The organism is Nocardioides pymetrozini (genome assembly GCF_046058985.1).
Lineage (GTDB): Bacteria > Actinomycetota > Actinomycetes > Propionibacteriales > Nocardioidaceae > Nocardioides.
Genome location: NZ_CP175557.1, coordinates 50591 through 67202 on the forward strand (window position 1 = coordinate 50591; position 16612 = coordinate 67202).

Below are 16612 nucleotides of genomic sequence, written 5' to 3' on the forward strand. Positions count from 1 at the left end.
ACTTGCACCTCCTCGCCGGCTGACTCCAGGGGCCGTTGACCATGAAGAAGGGCATTCTGCTGGCTCTTCCGCTGGTGCTGATCGCGCCGCTGCTGCTGCTCGTCTTGGGCATGGGGAGCGCGAATATCGAGTCTGTCCGGGCCGCGTGCGCCACCTCGGTGAACTCGACCACGGGCGGGTTGATGGGGATCGGCACCCTTAACTGGCGCGGCGCCTCTCACTACAAGCGCAACCCGCACCCCGGCGAACGTCCCTACCACGAGCGTGTGCCGAACATGGTCGCCAAGATCAGCGGCTCGGGGGCCTCGATCATCGGATTCCAGGAGTTCGAGCCGCAACAGGCACAGGCCTTCCTCAAGGCCACCAACGGCGGCTGGGCGATCGTGAAAGGCAAGAACGGCAGCGGGCAGGCGTCGACCGCGAACGCGATCGCCTACCAGACCTCCGCCTGGAAACTCGACGAGACCCGGTACGTGTCGATCCGGTACGGCAGCCCGATGATCCAGGTGCCGATGGCCAGGTTCACCTCCACGGCTGGACTCGGGTCGGTCTGGGTGCTCAACACTCACAACCCGGCCGGCGCGGTGGGCGGCACGGACACGATGCGCGACAAGGCCGTGCGCGCCGAGGCCACCGCTCTCACGAAGCTGCAGGCGGCCGAGCCGAACACGCCGCTGTTCCTGACCGGCGACATGAACGACAAGGCCCGGTTCAAGCGGCTGTTCCTGTCTCTGGCGTCGGGGTGGTCGGCGGCCAACCCCACCGACAAGCAGATCGACTGGATCATGGGCAGCCCCGCCGCCACCTTCTCCGGGACCGTCGTCGACCAGAGCACCAACGACAAGGCGCACAAATACACCGACCACCCGTTCGTTCACACCACGGTGCAGCTGGCCGGCTCGACACCACCCCAGCGCGGCGCGGCTGAGTTGGGCGTGATGCCGACGAGCATCTCCGCTTCCCCGGGAGGTGCGGTCACCGGCACCGTCACCGTCGCCAACGCAAACATCAAGACCGACGCGGGGTTCAACCCCGGTGTCCACGCACTCGCGAAGCCGTCACCGGACTTCATCACCCTCAACGAGATCGAGAGTGTCTCGCTGCCCCGGATGCGATCAGCGGTCACCGGCTACGACGCCTACAGGGAGAAGCTGCCTGCAGACGGCGATGATGCGGGGCAGGCCATGGGGTCGGCGATCATGTGGCGCACCGACAAGTGGACGATGCTCGACGGCGGCCGCATCAAGATCGCCGACGACGACCACGTCATCTTCAAGGGCAACCGCAAGAACTGGGACAGGTTCGCCGCCTGGGGCGTCTTCCAGCGCACCGATGGCGCGGTCGTCTCGGTCATCGCGACCCACCACATGACCAACCCGTTCCGGTTCCCGAACTCCCAGTGGGGGAACCAGCCGTTCACCCGCGCCGAGCAGTACGGCCTCGGCATGGACTACCTGATCCAGCTGGCGAACGTCCTCGCCGCGTACGGGCCGGTCCTGGTGGGAGGCGACATGAACTCTCACCCCAACGACGGCCCGCAGTCAGCAGTGCCGAAGATGGCCGCGGCGGGTTACAAGTACACCAAGGACGCTGGAGTCATCTACAACTTCTACGCCGCCCCCGTGACGGTGACAAAGACGTGGCAGATCAGCAAGGCCGCCGTCCACTCCGACCACCCCGCGCTGTTCACCCGGATGGCGATGAACGGCGCCGGCCCCGGCTCGAACACCTCCGGCCCTCAGCCGATTGGCACGCGGCCGGCCGGCTGCCCACCGTGCCCCACCACTCTCGGCACCATCATCCAGACCGCCGCGGCACCCGCCGGCCTGGAGGCCGCCAAGGTCGCGGCTGAGGCTGCCTCCCAGGCCGGCTTCCGTGGGGAGGACCTGGTTACCGCCGTGGCCCTCGCTCGGGTGGAGTCGAGCTGGAACCCCAAGGCCGTCAACGGAACCCACTACGGGCTGTGGCAAATCTCCGCGCAACACAAGGGCAAGGTGCCCGGCTGGAACAAGCAGGCCGACATCTTCGACCCGCTCCTCAACGCCAAGTACGCCTTTGCCCTCTACTCCGCCCGGCCCGGGTCAGGCGAAGCCAAGTTCGCCGACTGGATCCCGTTCCAGAAGACCGACTACCGCCCGTACCTCGAGACCGCATGGCAAGCGGTCGCCGCGGTCGGCGGCGACACCACGAACGTCAACAACAACGGATGTTCCACCGTCACCGAGACCGGAGGGGTGAGCGGGGACCGGCTCAACCGGCTGCGTCAACGTGCCGAGATGGTCATCAAGCTCGCCCAGCGCTACCCGTCCCCTTGCTCGGTTCCTGGGTTCGACTGCCAAGGCGTCGGGTTCAGTGGGTGGTCGGACGCTTGCACAGCGATCTCGATGATGATCTACGGGAACGCCTACGTCGGCTCCGGTGACGGTGGCGAGCGAGCCTACGGGTCCGTCGTGCAGGGCCAGCAGGGGTCCAGCTGGCCGCCCCCACCGGGCGCGATCGTGTCGTGGCCCTACTCCGGCAGCGGCCACGTCTCGATCTACCTCGGCGACGGCCAATGGGTAGACAACTGGCCCGATGTCGGCCACCAGACCCACGACCAGGTCGAGAAGGGTGCCAAGGCGCACTGGCTCCTGCCGCCTCCCTCCTTCGAGGGGACCTTCCTCAACAACGGCATCGGCACTTCTTCGACCTGACATGTCCGATCCGCCGGCCGGCCGGTTGCCTTTCTCCAACATGGACGTACGTATCGGCACCACACTGGACGGCCAGGCTGCCGGGTTCGACACCAGCAGCTCGCGGCCGCTGCTGCTGGTCGGCGACGTCGGCCGCGGCAAGACCACCACCGCGCGCTACCTCACCCGGTGGTGGCTAGCCAGCACCCGGCGGCATGCCCACGTGTACGCCCAAGTACCCAGCGAGTGGGCAGACCGACAGTGCTCGCCCGAGCACCCCGATCAGCTGGACCAGCCGGTCGGTAGCGCCTGCCGGCCGGGAACCTGTCTGGTCGTGGTCGACGACATAGACCTCGTCGACGACGACCGCCTCCGTTTCCTGCCGTGGGGGCGGGGCCGGACCATCCTGACCTCGCACGGCGGCAACAGCCTCGCCGACCGATCGCTGCTCGAGGCCGTCGACTGCCTGGGCCTGGTGCGACCCGACCCCACGGACCCCGCCGAGATCGCGGTGTTGGACGGACAGGGCCGACTGGACTGGCCGATCGACACGATCGCGATCATCCCGGACCAGCGAGGACCGATCGACTTCCCGTGTCATCGCTGGCAGGCCCCAGCCGGCGCATGGATGGCGGCCGCACGATGAACACCACCACCACGAAGACCCGACGACGGCGGCCGGTCGCTCGATGGTTCCTCGGCCGCAGCCTAGGGCAGCTGCTGCGCACCCTCGCCTGGGTGGCAGGGTCGATGGCGCTGCTGGCGTGGTGGACCACGGCAGGTGTCTACGTTGCCTCCGATGTGCTCGACGCCGCCCTCAGCACCCCCCGTGTCCGCCACGGGCTCCTGGCCTACCTGGGCGCGTTCTACATCACCTGGAAGCTGATCGCGCGTCCGCTGCTGCGACGCCGGCGGTGGCAGACCGATTGGGTGCCGGTGCACGCCGGTGTGGCGGTCCCAGCGGCCCGCGCGCTTGCGGGGGAGAACGCCCGGCAGTCACTGGAACGACGGGCACGCCACGAAGCAGCGCACGCGGTCGCCTGCAACTGGGTCGGGGGCCGGGTCCTGCGCGTCGACATCGAGGCGGCGGGAATGCGCGACGGCCTCTGCGTGACCGAGCACGCGGACAAGCGGCTGCCTGACAACGCGTGGAGTCGTCTGGTGACGCAGGTCGCCGGCCAGTTGGTCGACGTCGAGGACGGTGCGCACGACTACGGATCGAGCAACGACATGGCCCGGGCCCTGGAGTCCGTGGCGGCCATCCTCTCGACGGGCCAGCGCCCCACGGGCTACGACGGCGAGCTCACCACCGATGCGCTCTTCACTGCCGCCCGTAAGGCCGCAACCGAGGCAATCACCCGGCACTCCCAGGTGCTCGACAACCTGACCGCTGCCTTGCTGGCCAATCCCGGGCGGCCCCTCAGCGGGCCAGCCCTCGACAGGTTGCTCGAACCCGTCACACCCGCCACACCCATCCCCTGAGAGGAATCCGCATGAGCATGGAACGTTCCCGGCGCTCCCGTTTCACCAACGTCGCCCCGACCGCGGGCGAGTTCACGGTGGCAGTCCTGCTGGCCGGCGTCTTCTTCTTCCTGATCACGCCGCTGGTCGTCCAGGCGATCGCCGGCTGGGCGACCTCGGGGACCTTGGCGTTGCCGAACGGGCACCTGCTGGAGGCCTACGGGGGGCTGCTGCGCGGCCGCTTCGGTGTCGGTCTGGCCGACGGGGTCGCTGATGCGCTGCCCTCGGATGCGGTGATGTGGATGCTCACGCTCCTCGGCGAGGTGCTGGTGCTCGGTGCCGCCGTCGTCCTCGGCATGTGGATGCGTGACCTCACGGGCACCGGTTCCCGGCATGGCCTGGCCACCCCCACGCAGGCCGCCCAAGCGCTCGGGTTGCCGCGCCTGCGCAAGAGCGCCGCGGTGATCCGGCCCGACCTCTACGCCCGAACCGGTCGACGAACCCCCGTCGGCAGCAAGTAGCCGAACCACCACAGGCGGAAGGGAAGCCTAAACATGACTCCAGCTCTCAAGCACGTGAAACCCCACGACGTCGGGTGGCGGCTCGGCCAGGCGGGCCGCAGCGGACCCGAACTGTGGGTGCCCTTCGACAGGACCACCTGCGTGATCGGTCCCCAGGGTTCGGGCAAGACCCTCGACCTGCTGGTGCCCGCCCTGCTCGATGCACCCGGGGCAGCACTGGTCACCCTGACCAAGCCCGAGGACCTGTTTCTCACCCTGGAGGCCCGCCAGAAGCACGGCCCGGTGGCCGTGTTGGACCCGTTCAACGCCGCACCCGGCACCCCCGAGCTGGTGTGGGACTGCATTGCGGGCTGCGAAGATGCGATGCTCGCCGAACGGCGGGCGAAGGCGTTCGCCAACGGCACCATCAAGGGCGCCACCTCGCAGTCCTCCGACCAGGCCGCCCGGTTCTACGCCGGAGAGTGTGCGAAGGTCCTCCAGGCGTACTTCCACGCCGCCGCGATCGCCGGCATCGGGCTGGACGAGGTGCTGATGTGGGTCTCCAGCCCGCGTGAGTACCCGCAGGCAGAAGAGATCCTGCGCACCCACCCGGCCGCGGAGCCGCTGTGGGACGGTCTGCTGCGCGGCGCCCTGTACGGCGACGAGCGGACCGCCGGCAACACGATCACCACCGTCCAGCAAGCGATGGCGCTGTTCTTCCAGCGCTCGATCCGGGAACGCTGCGTCCCCTCCGCGGCCCGCCCGGCCACCGACCTCGAGGCCCTGATCCGGGACGGCGGCACCATCTACCTACTGGGCCGGGACGACCCGTACGCCAGTGCGTCGCCGCTGATGACGGCAGTCACCGAGCAGATCCTCGACACCGCCAAGCGACTGGGGGAGACCTCCCCGCACGGCCGACTGTGCCCGCCCTTCCTCGCCTGCCTCGACGAGCTCCCGTCAACCGCGCCGATCCCGACGCTGTCGACCCGGATGGCCAACGAACGTGCACTGGGGCTCTCCTTCATCCTCGCGGCCCAGACCTGGCGGCAGTTCGTCGTCTGCTACGGCGAGGACGAGGCCCGCACCATCTACGGGCTGTCGAACAACCTGGTGGTCTTCGGCGGCGGCAAGGACATCCGCTTCTACCAGGAGCTCTCCGACCTGATCGGGTCCACCAGCCACACCGAGACCCGATACTCGGCGCGCGGGCACGAACTCTTCGGCGTGATGGACCGGTCCTATGACCAGCGGCGGGTGCCGATCCTGGAACCCGCCGAGCTGCGCCGCATCGAGCAGCGCAAGGCCCTGGTCCTGGCCGAGATGTACGACCCGATCATCGCCAACCTGCACCGCTGCATCGACGGCAAGCGCGGGAAGGAGCTGCTGGCCGCTCAGAAGCGTGCCCGATTCGCCGCCCGGAGCCACGACGTCGGCCCCGAGACCATCCAGCCGGTGCCGGTCAAGCCCACGGTGCCGACCGAGTCGGTGTCCCGCACCCGGCAGCGGCTCGGGATGCCGAAGTAGGACGAGGAGCCAACACGATGACGACCCAACAGAACCGCAGACACCCCTCCGAGCTCGCCTCCCGCGCAGCGGGCGGGGCTGCGGGACCGACCGGCAACGGGATGATGCCGCTGGTCGGGCTGATGGTGCGCCCATTCCCCGAGCCCGGACCGACCATCCGCACGGCGATGGAGCAGCTACAGCAGGCCACCGTCGAGCCTCCCGCCGACGAGGAGGAACTGCGCGAGCTCGCACAGATGCCGCGGCCCTGGGACCCGGCCACGTGCACCGGGCTGATACGTACCGAACTGTGGGCGTGGCTGGACCTGGTCGCGATGTGGGTCAACGAGCAGCACCTATGGAACGTGACCCGCCCCGGCATCCCCGAATGCTGGCCCGCGCATCCGCACCTGGTGCACGACCTCGCCGTCCTCGCCTGCAGCCGCTACTACACCAGCTTCGCCGTCACCCCGGCCGCGCTGGAGGACTGGCACCGCTACGGGCTGCCTGGGTTCCTCGAGCGGCTCCGTGACCGGCTCGGCGACGGCTGCCAGCCGGGCAAGCACCAGCCCCGGCCCCGACGCGAGCGCGACGAGAGCCACGCCTCCACGCCGGTGCGCCGTGGCCGCAAGCAGCGCTACCGCGACGACGTCGACCGGGCCGGGGAACTGGCAGCGGTCACCAGCCCACCCACCGACACCAAGCCCGACCCCGACGACCTTCACGACAGGTGGTAACCGCGATGGCCACTCCAGACAACAGCAGCCGACGGCTTCGACTAGTTGACGACCAGCAGACCCAGCCCGACGAGGAGGTCCTGGAGCCGGACGGCCTCAGCGCCCAGCAGGCTGCAGCGTTCGCCGCGCTCGTCGCCAACGCGAACCAGTCCGTCCTCGAGCGCACGCTCGACCAGATGAACGCCGAACAGCTGCGCTCGCTCGCGATCGCCCTGGCCACCCAGGTCAACGCCGCCGAGAACGCCACCGGCGAGGTGGCCGACGTCGGCCCCGACGGCATCTGCGCGATCGCCATCGCCACCGCCGCCCAGTCCTTCGGCACCACCCGCGACGCCGTCCTGAGCGCCGACCGCCACCGAGCAGTGACCGACGCCCGCGCCGTCGCCATGACCGCGGCGCGCCGTGGCGGGCTGACCCTGCCGGCGATCGCGACCTACTTCGGCAAGGACCACACGAGCGTCATCTACGCCCAGAACAAGGTCGCGAACAACCCACGCCTCAACGCGGTCTGTGCCCGCATCGTCGACCAACTCGACGAGCACTACGCGGACCCGACCAGCATCCCCGCCGAGGACCCCGGCGCCCCCGACAGCACGCGCAGCACGACGCTCCAGCTGGCCGCCCTCGACCAGGCCCGCGACGACGGTGCGCGCCGCCACCAGGACGAGAACAGCCAGCGGGTGGCGATCTCAGCTGCACCCGCCAGGTAGACGGGCCGGGGCGGCATGCTGAACCGGGACCAACAGCAACTGCTCGGATCGCTCGGCGCTGGCATGGCGGCCGACGCGCTCCTCGACCGTCTCCGCGAGCGCGGGACGCTCGAAGGCGGCCGCTCGGCGACCCAGGCCGGCTGCTGGATCAACTACAACCGCAAGGCGGTCTGGCTCGAAGACCACTCCGAGTTCTCCGCAGCACTGCGCGCGGCCGGCGACGCCGGAGCGACCGACGCCACCCAAGCGTGGCGGCAGATCAAACCGAAGGTCGTGTTGAAGGTGACGTGGGCGCAGCCGGCCGCGTACGGCGCGACCCTGCCGCACGAGCTACGCACTGAACTGGACACATTGCGGCGCACCGAGAGCGATGAGAACCGCGGCTGGCGGGAGCTCAGCGACGCGCGCGGCGGCTGGCCCTGGCGACACCGTTTCGCCACCGACAAAGAACACAAGGTCGCCGAGACAGAGTGGGACGCGGCGTACAGCAGGCACCTCACCGCACTGCGCGAGGTCTGGGACCGTCAAAAGGCGGCGATCGCCCGCGCACTCCCACTCACCGTCGACGACGAGCCTGAGGACCTCCTCGAGCTCCTCGACCAGCAGCAGCCAGCGACACCTGCCAGGTCGGCCGAGTCCGTGGCCATGCAGGCCAGCGCGCTCCGGGCCGCGCCCACCGCACCCACGCCGACGGCGGCATCCGACCAGGGGCTCTTCACACTGCCGCGACCGGCTCCGGGTCTCGGCAGGTGAGCACCGCGGCGCCGGAAGGCCGCCACCGTCGCGCCGTCTCGTGCCGTCACCAGGAGACACGCAAATCGCACGCGCAGGTCAACGGGGGTTTGTCACGCTCGAAGCGGGTCTATTGGGCGTGGAGCCGCCGGTTGGGCGCGTGAGATTCCCGGCGCACTGAAACTGTCGGCGCCGACACCTACGGTGAACCCATGCACCTCACGGCAGACGAGATCGACCGGTTCTGGTCGCGCGTCGTGAAGGGACCTCGGGAGACCGACTGCTGGCTGTGGGCCCGAGACGGCGCCGCAATTGGTGACGACGGCTACGGGAGATTCTGGATCTCCAGAGACGGACGTCAGCGTGTTCTTAGACCCCATCGGGTCGCCTGGGCTCTGGCCGAGGGCGTGTCGATCGACCTACACCCGGTAGTCGAGCACGTGGTCTGTGACAACCCGATCTGCGTCCGCGCCGACGGCACACTGCTCGATCATCTCGAAGGGTCCACCCAGGCCGCGAACCTGGCACGGATCGCCCAGCACGGCCGCCGTGACTCCCGTAGGTACCGTGGTCGGATGCTCGGCCGCGAGGCGATGTACCGCCGGTCGCTCGCACTGCGCGCCGCCGTGACCGACGGCTGGGATGACGAGCGGATTGCCCGTGCGCTGGCCTCGGTCGACGAGGCGCAGATGGCGCTGTTCTGATCCGGTCTGCTTGGCCGGGCGGGGGCGCGGGCGGTCAGTCGCCCAGTAACCCGGCCGCGTAGCCCAGCGCCTCGTCGACCGACAGCAGGAGAGGGGTCCGCTCGCCCAGGTAGAGGCGCCCGGTCACGTACAAGAGCTCCGCCCACAGGTGCTCAGCCTGAGGGACGAAGCCGGGGTAGCACGGCCACTCGCTTGCTGGGCACCGTTCCGCGTCGCCGACCAGCCAGCTACCGACGAGGGTGTAGCCGTCGACCACACCGGGCACGAACACCTCGAGGTGGCGGGTGGCCAGCTGCGTTGGTGTCCGCGGGTGGATCGGTCGCATCAGGCCGAGGCCGCGGGCGACCGTCAGTGGATCGAGCCGGAGCTGGGTGCACAGCTCGACGAGCACGCAGTCCGGCCGAGGCAAGACGGGGCCGCTCCAACCAACAGAGACCGCGGGAGGGGCATCAGGGTCGGCATTGTTGGGCGACAGTGATGCCCAGTAGGACCTGGTGCTGAGGTCGAATCCCCAGTTGCTCTGGTGCTCGAACCCTGGGATCTCGACGGAGTCGTACAGATCCTCTCCCACGACCAGGGCGGCGTTTCGAGAGCCGATGTCCATCTCCATGTCGGCCGAGTGTTCCACTCCGCGCCGACACTTGCTGGTTGCGAAGACGTCCAAAGGAGGCTGTGGGGCGCCACCGACGGCGGCCGTTGTCGTCTGCGGCAGGAGCCGTCACCACCGGCGGCGGCGGCGGCCAGGGGTAGCCGCGCGAGTGGACGGTGGCGCCTTGCCGGGCCGATCGACACGAAAAGCGCTCAGAAGGCTTCCTGACGCAGGTTCAGACCCCGATTCGTGCCGTGTTTTCGGGCAGAGTTCGCCCAGAGCGATTCTGAGCGTCCTGTCGTCAGCGTGCTGGACCCTCGAAACCGGGATCCGAGGGGGGCACGTCGTGCCCAGGCCGGGGCGGAGTGGCTGCGGCTGCGAGCCGCTTCTCGGCTGCCCGCCGACGCGACTGCGGGTCGGTCTTGGCGGCCTTCTTGCGCTCTTCGGCGTTGATCTCGTCGATGCGGGCTTGGGCGTAGGCCGGGCGGTTGCGGTCGCGCTCCATGCTCTCGGTGACGGTCTGGTGTTCGAGGATGCCGGGTGCGAAGTGCAGCTTGTGCCGTAGACGCTCGAACCCGTCGAGCCAGCGGTCGGAGCCGCGCACGGCGAGGATGCGCGCGGCCTGGTGGATGAGCGTCTGGCGGACGTCGGTCTCGGACCAGTGCCCGGCGGTGCGCAGAAGGTGGTCGATCATGGCGTCGCCGAGCGGGGACCGGTTCTCGATGGCGACGGCGATCGCGTCGGCGCCCTCGGTCTCGAACACCTTCGCGGGGTCGAGGCCGTCGGGCAGTTCGAGCTGGGTGGGGTCGAGGTCGGCGGCGGTCAGGTGCCAGAAGGCCTTCTGTGCCGACTTCCACCCAGCGGCGTCGGAGTCGGTGGCCACGGCGATGCGGTCGCGGCCGTTGACCGTGTCGATGTTGGCGCGGAGCAGTCTGATCTGGTTGATGGTGAGCGCGGTGCCCAGCGGGGCGATGCCGACGGCGGCGCCATTGCTGCCCAGGGTGATGGCCAGTGCGTCCATGGGGCCTTCGACGATGACCGGGAGCGCACCGCCGGCGAGCAGTTCGCGGGCTTCGGCGTAGCCGAACAGCGCCTCGCCCTTGGTGAAGACGGAGGTGGTTCGGGTGTTGAGGTACTTCGGCCCGGCGTAGTCGTCGTCGCCCTTGGTGGGGTTGCGGCGGCCGACGAAGCCGAGGATCGCCTCTCCGCTGGGGTCGTGGGGATCACGGATGGGCATGACCAGGCGGTCTCGGAAGAAGTCGCGGTAGTACGTCGTGCCGTCGTCGCGGTCCCGCTTGGAGACGAGCCCGGCTTCTGCGAGTTCGTCGAGGGTGGCGCCGTGGTCGGTGAGGTGGCGCATCAGGCTGCGGCCTCCGCCGGGGGCGTACCCGAGGGCGTAGGTGGGGTGGTCGGCAAGGTCGGTGCCCAGGCGTTCGCGCATGTACTCCGGTGCCCATGAGCGCGGGTAGCAGGACTCGAAGTAGGCCATGGCCTGCTGGTTGAGCTCGTGGATCCGTTCGGCCGGGAGCTCGTTGGGGTCGGGGAAGGCGTTCTCGGCGGTGACCTGGTCGGCATGCGCCCAGGGCAGGGGTGTCGCGTAGGGGTCCTCGACGTACGGGTAGGCGCCGGCGGGCACGTCGTCGTACGGCGTCGGGTCGTAGTCGTCCGGTGGCGGTTCCCGGTCGACCAGCTCGTTGGCGAGGTCGTCGTACGCGTCCGGGGCGGGGGAGTGGAGCACCGGGGCGTCGTCGGCGGGCTGGTCGCGGTAGAAGGCGGCCATGAACTCGTCGGCGTCCTCGGGCGGCAGCAGGTCGGGGTCGACCGGGATGTCGGCCTCGGGGTAGGGCGCCTCGTCGTCGCGGGGCGGCGGCGCTTCGGTCGGCTGGTCGGTGAGCATGGCGATGCGCAGTACGAGTGCGTCGGCGATCTCGACGCCGGTGAGGGACCCGTCCTGGGGCACGCCGGCGAGCGCGGTGGAGAGGATCTCGGCCGGGCTCCAGCCGTGGTGCTGGCAGGCCTCGTCGACGGCGGCCACGAGTGCGGGCCACGCGGGGGCCTTCTGCAGGTAGTCGGCCTTGGTCGTGCCGATGAGTTCAGCCAGGGCGGGGCGCCAGGCGGGTTGCAGGAGGTTCGCCGAGTGTGCGTCGGCCCCGAGTGCCGCCGGTCCCAGGTGCGGCATAAGACGCCACCACAGCGCGGCGGCCTGCTGCTCGTCGGGCAGCGGCCGCGGGTCGGGTGCGGTCTTGTCGTCCTGCGGAGCGTCCGGGGCGGTGGCGGTCTGGTGATCGGACAGGGAGGGGTCGGAGGCGAGTGCTTCCTTGATGTAGTCGGTGACGGGCAGCCCTGCACGTTCGAGGCGGGCGAGCCGCTGGCACAGCGGGGTGATCCACGGGTCGGTGCGGACGGTCTCGGGAAGCACCTGGTACCAGGTGCGCTTGGAGAAGGGGTAGCTCGGTCGTGCGGCGCGGACGGCCCGGTTGAGTTTGGTCTGGTAGGCGCCGGGGGCGCCGATGGTGCGTTCGCCGGTGGGGCGCAGGTCGTTCTCGTCGGTGCCGGCCACGGCTCGCCACACGGCGAGGTCGGCTCTCAGGTCGGCGTCCTCGTCCTCGAGGAAGGGTTGTGCCCACACGGGTGCGGTGGCGCCGGTCCACCCCCGTGCCTGCTCGCGGACGGCGTCGATCTGCTCGCGCACGAGTTGGTGGTAGGCGGCCGCGAACGGACCCCAGTCGTGGGCTTCGGCCAGCCGGGCGGGGATGGCGGGCAGCCACGGGAGCGGTCCGTCGGTGGGCGGGGGAGTGTCCGGATCGTTCGGTCGGGCGGCGTTGAGTTCGGCAACGAGGTCGTCGATCCGGGCGTCGAGCACCGCGGCGGGGTCGCGTGCGTCGGCCAGCGAACCGGCGCCGACGGCTGTGGTCAGCAGCTTCAGTGGGCTGTGCTCGTCGAGCGCGATGAGCGCGAGGTGGGAGCGCAGGGTCGGCCAGGCGGGTGCCTCGGTCAGGCCGGTCAGGAGTGCTTCGGCGTGCGCGTCGATCTTGTCCATGCCGACGGGGCCGATCAGCTGTTCGGCGCCGGCGGTGACCGCGTCGTGGTAGCGGGCGGCCATGTCTCCGAGCAGTTGGTGCGGGTTGGTCTGCTCGCGCAGTGCGGTGGTCGCGGAGATCGGCGAGCCGTCGCGGCGCAGGATGTCGGCGATCCGGTCGAGCGCCGTGGGTGGGATCAGCGCGTCGGGGCGGATCAGGTTGTGGGGGTCGCCGTCGGAGGCGACGTTGAGGTAGAGGTGGTTGGCGAACTTGCCGCGGGAGAGCGCGACGTAGAGCAGGTTGCGGTCCTCGTCGCCGGTGAGGACGACGTGGCAGGTGCCGGTGGTGATGCCCTGGGCGCCGTGCACGGTGGTGGCGTAGCCGAGTTGGACGGTCTGGGCGACGTAGTCGGCGGGCAGGGTGACGGTCTTGTTGAGTTGGTCGTGGACCACGATCATGGAGCCGTCGGCGTTGACCTTCTTGACGTGCCAGCGGTCGCCGTTCTTGACCCAGTTGGTGCGGCTGATGCGAAGGCGACGGTCGTTGTCGCGGGTGATGATCCGGTCGCCTTCGGAGACCTTGGTGCCGTCGGCCAGCGTCAGGACGCGCCCGATCTCCTTCTCGTCGCGGCCGGCGAGGCGGTCGTTGCGGGCTCGGGCGTTGAGTTCGGCGACGAGGTCGCGGGTGGGTGCGATGACGACCGAGTCGGTGCCGGCGGCACGGTCGGCGGCCCAGGCGGCGTAGGCCTGGTCGGCGCAGGACCCGAGGTCGCCGACGTGGATGCGGCCGCGGTCGGCGTAGAACGCGATCGCTGAGGGGTCGCCGTCGCGCAGCGCGAGGGTGGCGGCCGCCTCGGCGTGGTTGAGGCTGCCGTCGGGGTTGCGGAAGCGGTGGACCTCGCTGAGGGTGACGGCGCCGATCTGGTGGGCGATGTCGCGCAGGACGCCGCCGGCGGCGACCGAGGCGAGCTGCCGGTCGTCACCGACCAGCCGGACCTGGCCGCCGCGGGAGGTGATGTAGTCGATCGCGGCCGCCAGATCGGTGGTGGCGGCCATGCCCGCTTCGTCGATGAGGACGAGGGTCTTGGAGTTGATCCGCTCCATCCACGAGGGCGCGTCGCCGTTCTTGGCGTGCCACACGAGCTTGGCCAGGGTGTCCGCGCGGACCTTCTTCCGGCCCGGACGCCACGGCCTGGCGAGGAGGCCGCCCTTGGCCTTCGTCGCAGCACCTGCGTCCGCCTCGGGGTTGATGGAGGCGCCGAGTTCTTGGGCTGCGACCGCGGACGGCGCGAGGCCGAGGACGGTGCCGCCGGAGTCCTGCCAGGCGCGGGTGAGGACCTGCATGGCGGTGGTTTTGCCGGTTCCTGCGGGAGCGAGCGCGAGCTGGACCTGTCGCCCGCTGGTGGCCATCTCGCGGACCAGGGACTGCTGGGCGGCGTTGAGCTGGAGCTCGTTGGCGGCGGCTTCGGCGATCGCGATGCCGACGCGGACCTCGCTGATGGTGCGGCCGCCCGTGCGGCGGGCGGACTCGACGATGCGCCGCTCGGCGTCGATGACGGCCTGGGAGGTGTACAGGCGGGCGCCGGCGAGGCTGTAGACGCTGACGATCTCCTCCCCGTCGACCCCGTGCTCGGTGCGTTGCAACGGCTCGGGGATCGTCACGTCTTGGGTGGCCGCGGTGCCCGCGTGGGTGAGCGGGTCGGGGTCGTTGAAGGCGATGGAGTGCTCTCCGATCGCGGTCGCTACGACGCGGTCGACGGCGGCGTCGAGGTCGGGAAGTCGTACGCCATGGGCGCGGGCCTGGCGCTGGGCTTCGGCACGCAGGTGCCATACCTGCCAGGTCGCACGGTCCTCGGCGACCCGCGCGACGACCTTCTGAGCGGTCTCGGCCACCCACTCGTCGGTGACGTCTTGGGAGTCGGTGCGGTGTCCGAGACAGTCCTCGACCATGTCGCGGACGGCCTGTTCGCTGCCGATGATGTCTGCGGCCTCGGCCAGCCAGGCGGCCCGCTGGTCGGCCTCGGCGCGTGGTGCGTGCTTGGCCTGCCGGGTCTGGTCCCACGCCTTCTCTGCCAGGGTGACGGCCTCGCCTTCGGTCGGCGGGCGACCGTGCTCGGTCTGGAACGCCGCTGCCAGTTCACGTCGCCGGGCCTCGATGGCGCTGTGACGCTTGGACCAGGTCTTGGCCAGACGCTCGTCGACGCCGACGATTTCGCGTACAGGCCGCTTGTCGACGCCCTTGACCAGGCCGCTGCGGCGGTTCTCGAATCGCACCCCCAGCCGGGCGATCAGTTCGGACTCGATGAGGGTGTTGTACATCTCCGCGAGGGTGACGTTGGCCTTGAACAGGACCCGGCCGTCGACGGCGAGCCAGCGTCCGGTCTCGTCCTGGACCTTGTTGCTGACCGCCACGTGGGTGTGCAGGTGAGGGTCGGAGGAGCGCGCGTCGCGGTGGGTGAACATGCCCGCGATCAGCCCCTTGGCCTTGACCTGCTGCAGACCGCCGCGGCCGCGGCGCGTGAACAGCACCTCCTTCTCCAGCCACGACAACGTGGCCTCGACGGCCGCGTGATGGGCGGACTCGATCTCTTTGGCGACGTCCCGGTCGGCCAGTGCCCACAGCGTCGAGACGGACTTCACCGGAGCGAAGGTGAGGTCGTAGCCGGCCACGGCGGTGGTCTGCTGACGGGTCGCCTTGGCCATGAAGGAGCCCCGCTCGCGGTCGTCGATCGGTGCGCGGCCGTGCTCGCGTTGGAAGTACTCGTTGCCCAGTTCGGTGCGGATCCGGGCGCGTTCCTCGGCCGGCACGGGGGTCTTCCAATGCTCCCCGTTGGCCAGGTTGTAGGCGATGTAGCGCCGTGCGGTCTCCTGGATGAACTCCGGCTGGTTGCCGAGGTAGCGGGCGAACACGCGGCCGAGCTGGGAGGCCTTCTTGGCCTCGACGAGGCTCTTCCCGGCCGCTTCGGCGGCGTCCTCCAGCCGTTCCGCGTCCGGGTGGCGCCCCTCGCCGAAGAGGTTCTGCATCTGCTTCTCGGTGACCTGGGAGCCGGCCTCGAGGTCGAGCGCAGCCAGTCCGGCGCCGAACCAGCCGCCCGGTGACTCGCCCTTCTCGGCGTAGTAGTCGGCCAGTCCCGCGTGGCCCCGGTCGGTCGCGTCGTGCACGGCGACCTGACGGGTCAGGTACGTGTACCCGTCGCCCGCGGTCAGCTTGTGCACACCCATCACATCGCAGAGAAGCAACCGCGACGAGCCGGGATCGGACACCTGCCCGGCACCCATTTCCGACAGTGCATGGGGTGCGTGGTTCTGGTGAGCGGTTCGGAGATTTTCAAAGTGGAGTGAGCCGGGTGGGTTTCGATGGTTCGAAATTGGCTCGGTCGAGGTGTCCGATCTGGGGCGGTCGAGGTTGCTTCTCGCTTGTGAAGGGTCGCGGTGGATTTCCGTGACGTGACGAGCAAGGAAGAGGTGGTCCCCAGTGGGCAGCAAGGCGACTCAGGCACAGGCAGTTCGGGATCGGGCTCGGGACGCCCGGCTGAAGGCGGCGCGCGAGCGCCGGCTCAAGCTGGACCCGGACCAGCTGGCCCGGGAGCGTCGCATCGACGAGGCGTCGGTCGACGTCGAGGTGGCCTGGGAGGACCGGTCTCAGGCCGAGCAGGCGGTCAAGGACGCGGAGGTCGCGGCCGCAGCCGCGATCGAGCGACTGCTGGCGGAGAAGCTGGCGGTCAAGGACGTCGTGAAGCTGACCGGTCTCGACCAGGCGACGGTACGTCGGCTGCGCCAGGTCGAGACCGACACCGGAGACGACTCCGACACCAGCGACGGGGACGCCGGCGGCACTGCTGAGGCCGCCGGCGTCCAGGTGGTGGCGTGATGGCCACCGGAACGCTCGGGGCTCCTCCACGACCCGAGCGGGCTCGGGCTGAGCGGCGCACGGGGCCGCTCAGCCTGAGTCACGACCTGCCCTGTCCGTGGTGCAGCCACG

The 16612-nt window shown here is 70.0% G+C and carries 12 protein-coding genes; 10 read left to right on the forward strand and 2 right to left on the reverse strand.

Annotated features, from left to right (window positions below):
* The first annotated feature begins 41 nt into the window (after positions 1 to 41).
* The 9 genes from ACJ5H2_RS21890 (at position 42) to ACJ5H2_RS21930 (ending at position 9022) form a co-directional block, all read left to right on the forward strand.
* Positions 42 to 2693, forward strand: a complete 2652-nt coding sequence (locus ACJ5H2_RS21890; protein WP_408899836.1) for an endonuclease/exonuclease/phosphatase family protein — start codon at positions 42 to 44, stop codon at positions 2691 to 2693.
* Positions 2694 to 2733: 40 nt separating this feature from the next.
* A complete protein-coding gene (locus ACJ5H2_RS21895; protein WP_408899837.1) occupies positions 2734 to 3318 on the forward strand; it encodes a hypothetical protein in 585 nt (194 codons plus the stop codon).
* Positions 3315 to 4154 carry a hypothetical protein gene (locus ACJ5H2_RS21900; RefSeq protein WP_408899838.1) on the forward strand — a complete coding sequence of 280 codons (840 nt, stop codon included), beginning with the start codon at positions 3315 to 3317 and terminating at the stop codon, positions 4152 to 4154. The genes ACJ5H2_RS21895 and ACJ5H2_RS21900 overlap by 4 nt, the downstream gene beginning before the upstream one ends.
* A gap of 11 nt (positions 4155 to 4165) precedes the next feature.
* Positions 4166 to 4654, forward strand: coding sequence for a hypothetical protein (locus ACJ5H2_RS21905; protein WP_408899839.1), 489 nt, complete (start codon positions 4166 to 4168; stop codon positions 4652 to 4654).
* A gap of 33 nt (positions 4655 to 4687) precedes the next feature.
* Positions 4688 to 6160, forward strand: a complete 1473-nt coding sequence (locus ACJ5H2_RS21910; RefSeq protein ID WP_408899840.1) for a type IV secretory system conjugative DNA transfer family protein — start codon at positions 4688 to 4690, stop codon at positions 6158 to 6160.
* Between the two features lie 17 nt (positions 6161 to 6177).
* Positions 6178 to 6876, forward strand: a complete 699-nt coding sequence (locus ACJ5H2_RS21915) for a hypothetical protein (RefSeq protein ID WP_408899841.1) — start codon at positions 6178 to 6180, stop codon at positions 6874 to 6876.
* Between the two features lie 5 nt (positions 6877 to 6881).
* Positions 6882 to 7586 carry a helix-turn-helix domain-containing protein gene (locus ACJ5H2_RS21920; protein ID WP_408899842.1) on the forward strand — a complete coding sequence of 235 codons (705 nt, stop codon included), beginning with the start codon at positions 6882 to 6884 and terminating at the stop codon, positions 7584 to 7586.
* Between the two features lie 15 nt (positions 7587 to 7601).
* Complete coding sequence (locus ACJ5H2_RS21925) at positions 7602 to 8339, forward strand: hypothetical protein (RefSeq protein WP_408899843.1); 738 nt, start codon at positions 7602 to 7604, stop codon at positions 8337 to 8339.
* Positions 8340 to 8530: 191 nt separating this feature from the next.
* The gene (locus ACJ5H2_RS21930) at positions 8531 to 9022 is read left to right on the forward strand and encodes a hypothetical protein (protein WP_408899844.1); all 492 of its coding nucleotides are present in this window, start codon (positions 8531 to 8533) and stop codon (positions 9020 to 9022) included.
* A 34-nt stretch (positions 9023 to 9056) separates the two neighbouring features.
* Here the strand turns inward: ACJ5H2_RS21930 and ACJ5H2_RS21935 are convergent, their stop codons facing one another.
* Together ACJ5H2_RS21935 and mobF are read right to left on the reverse strand one after the other, a co-directional pair.
* Positions 9057 to 9632 carry a hypothetical protein gene (locus ACJ5H2_RS21935; protein WP_408899845.1) on the reverse strand — a complete coding sequence of 192 codons (576 nt, stop codon included), beginning with the start codon at positions 9630 to 9632 and terminating at the stop codon, positions 9057 to 9059.
* 280 nt (positions 9633 to 9912) lie between these two features.
* A complete protein-coding gene (gene mobF, locus ACJ5H2_RS21940) occupies positions 9913 to 15852 on the reverse strand; it encodes a MobF family relaxase (RefSeq protein WP_408899846.1) in 5940 nt (1979 codons plus the stop codon).
* 253 nt (positions 15853 to 16105) lie between these two features.
* Here mobF and ACJ5H2_RS21945 point away from each other — a divergent pair, with 253 nt between their 5' ends.
* Positions 16106 to 16501, forward strand: a complete 396-nt coding sequence (locus ACJ5H2_RS21945; protein ID WP_408899847.1) for a hypothetical protein — start codon at positions 16106 to 16108, stop codon at positions 16499 to 16501.
* Positions 16502 to 16612 lie beyond the last annotated feature (111 nt).

What these genes read in the sequence shown, in the direction of transcription:
- ACJ5H2_RS21905 (WP_408899839.1), top strand. Translation starts at nt 4,166, where the DNA reads ATGAGCATGGAACGTTCCCGGCGCTCCCGTTTCACCAACGTCGCCCCG.
- mobF (WP_408899846.1), bottom strand. Translation starts at nt 15,852, where the DNA reads ATGGGTGTGCACAAGCTGACCGCGGGCGACGGGTACACGTACCTGACC.
- ACJ5H2_RS21895 (WP_408899837.1), top strand. Translation starts at nt 2,734, where the DNA reads ATGGACGTACGTATCGGCACCACACTGGACGGCCAGGCTGCCGGGTTC.
- ACJ5H2_RS21925 (WP_408899843.1), top strand. Translation starts at nt 7,602, where the DNA reads ATGCTGAACCGGGACCAACAGCAACTGCTCGGATCGCTCGGCGCTGGC.
- ACJ5H2_RS21900 (WP_408899838.1), top strand. Translation starts at nt 3,315, where the DNA reads ATGAACACCACCACCACGAAGACCCGACGACGGCGGCCGGTCGCTCGA.
- ACJ5H2_RS21920 (WP_408899842.1), top strand. Translation starts at nt 6,882, where the DNA reads ATGGCCACTCCAGACAACAGCAGCCGACGGCTTCGACTAGTTGACGAC.
- ACJ5H2_RS21935 (WP_408899845.1), bottom strand. Translation starts at nt 9,632, where the DNA reads ATGGAGATGGACATCGGCTCTCGAAACGCCGCCCTGGTCGTGGGAGAG.
- ACJ5H2_RS21930 (WP_408899844.1), top strand. Translation starts at nt 8,531, where the DNA reads ATGCACCTCACGGCAGACGAGATCGACCGGTTCTGGTCGCGCGTCGTG.
- ACJ5H2_RS21915 (WP_408899841.1), top strand. Translation starts at nt 6,178, where the DNA reads ATGACGACCCAACAGAACCGCAGACACCCCTCCGAGCTCGCCTCCCGC.
- ACJ5H2_RS21890 (WP_408899836.1), top strand. Translation starts at nt 42, where the DNA reads ATGAAGAAGGGCATTCTGCTGGCTCTTCCGCTGGTGCTGATCGCGCCG.
- ACJ5H2_RS21910 (WP_408899840.1), top strand. Translation starts at nt 4,688, where the DNA reads ATGACTCCAGCTCTCAAGCACGTGAAACCCCACGACGTCGGGTGGCGG.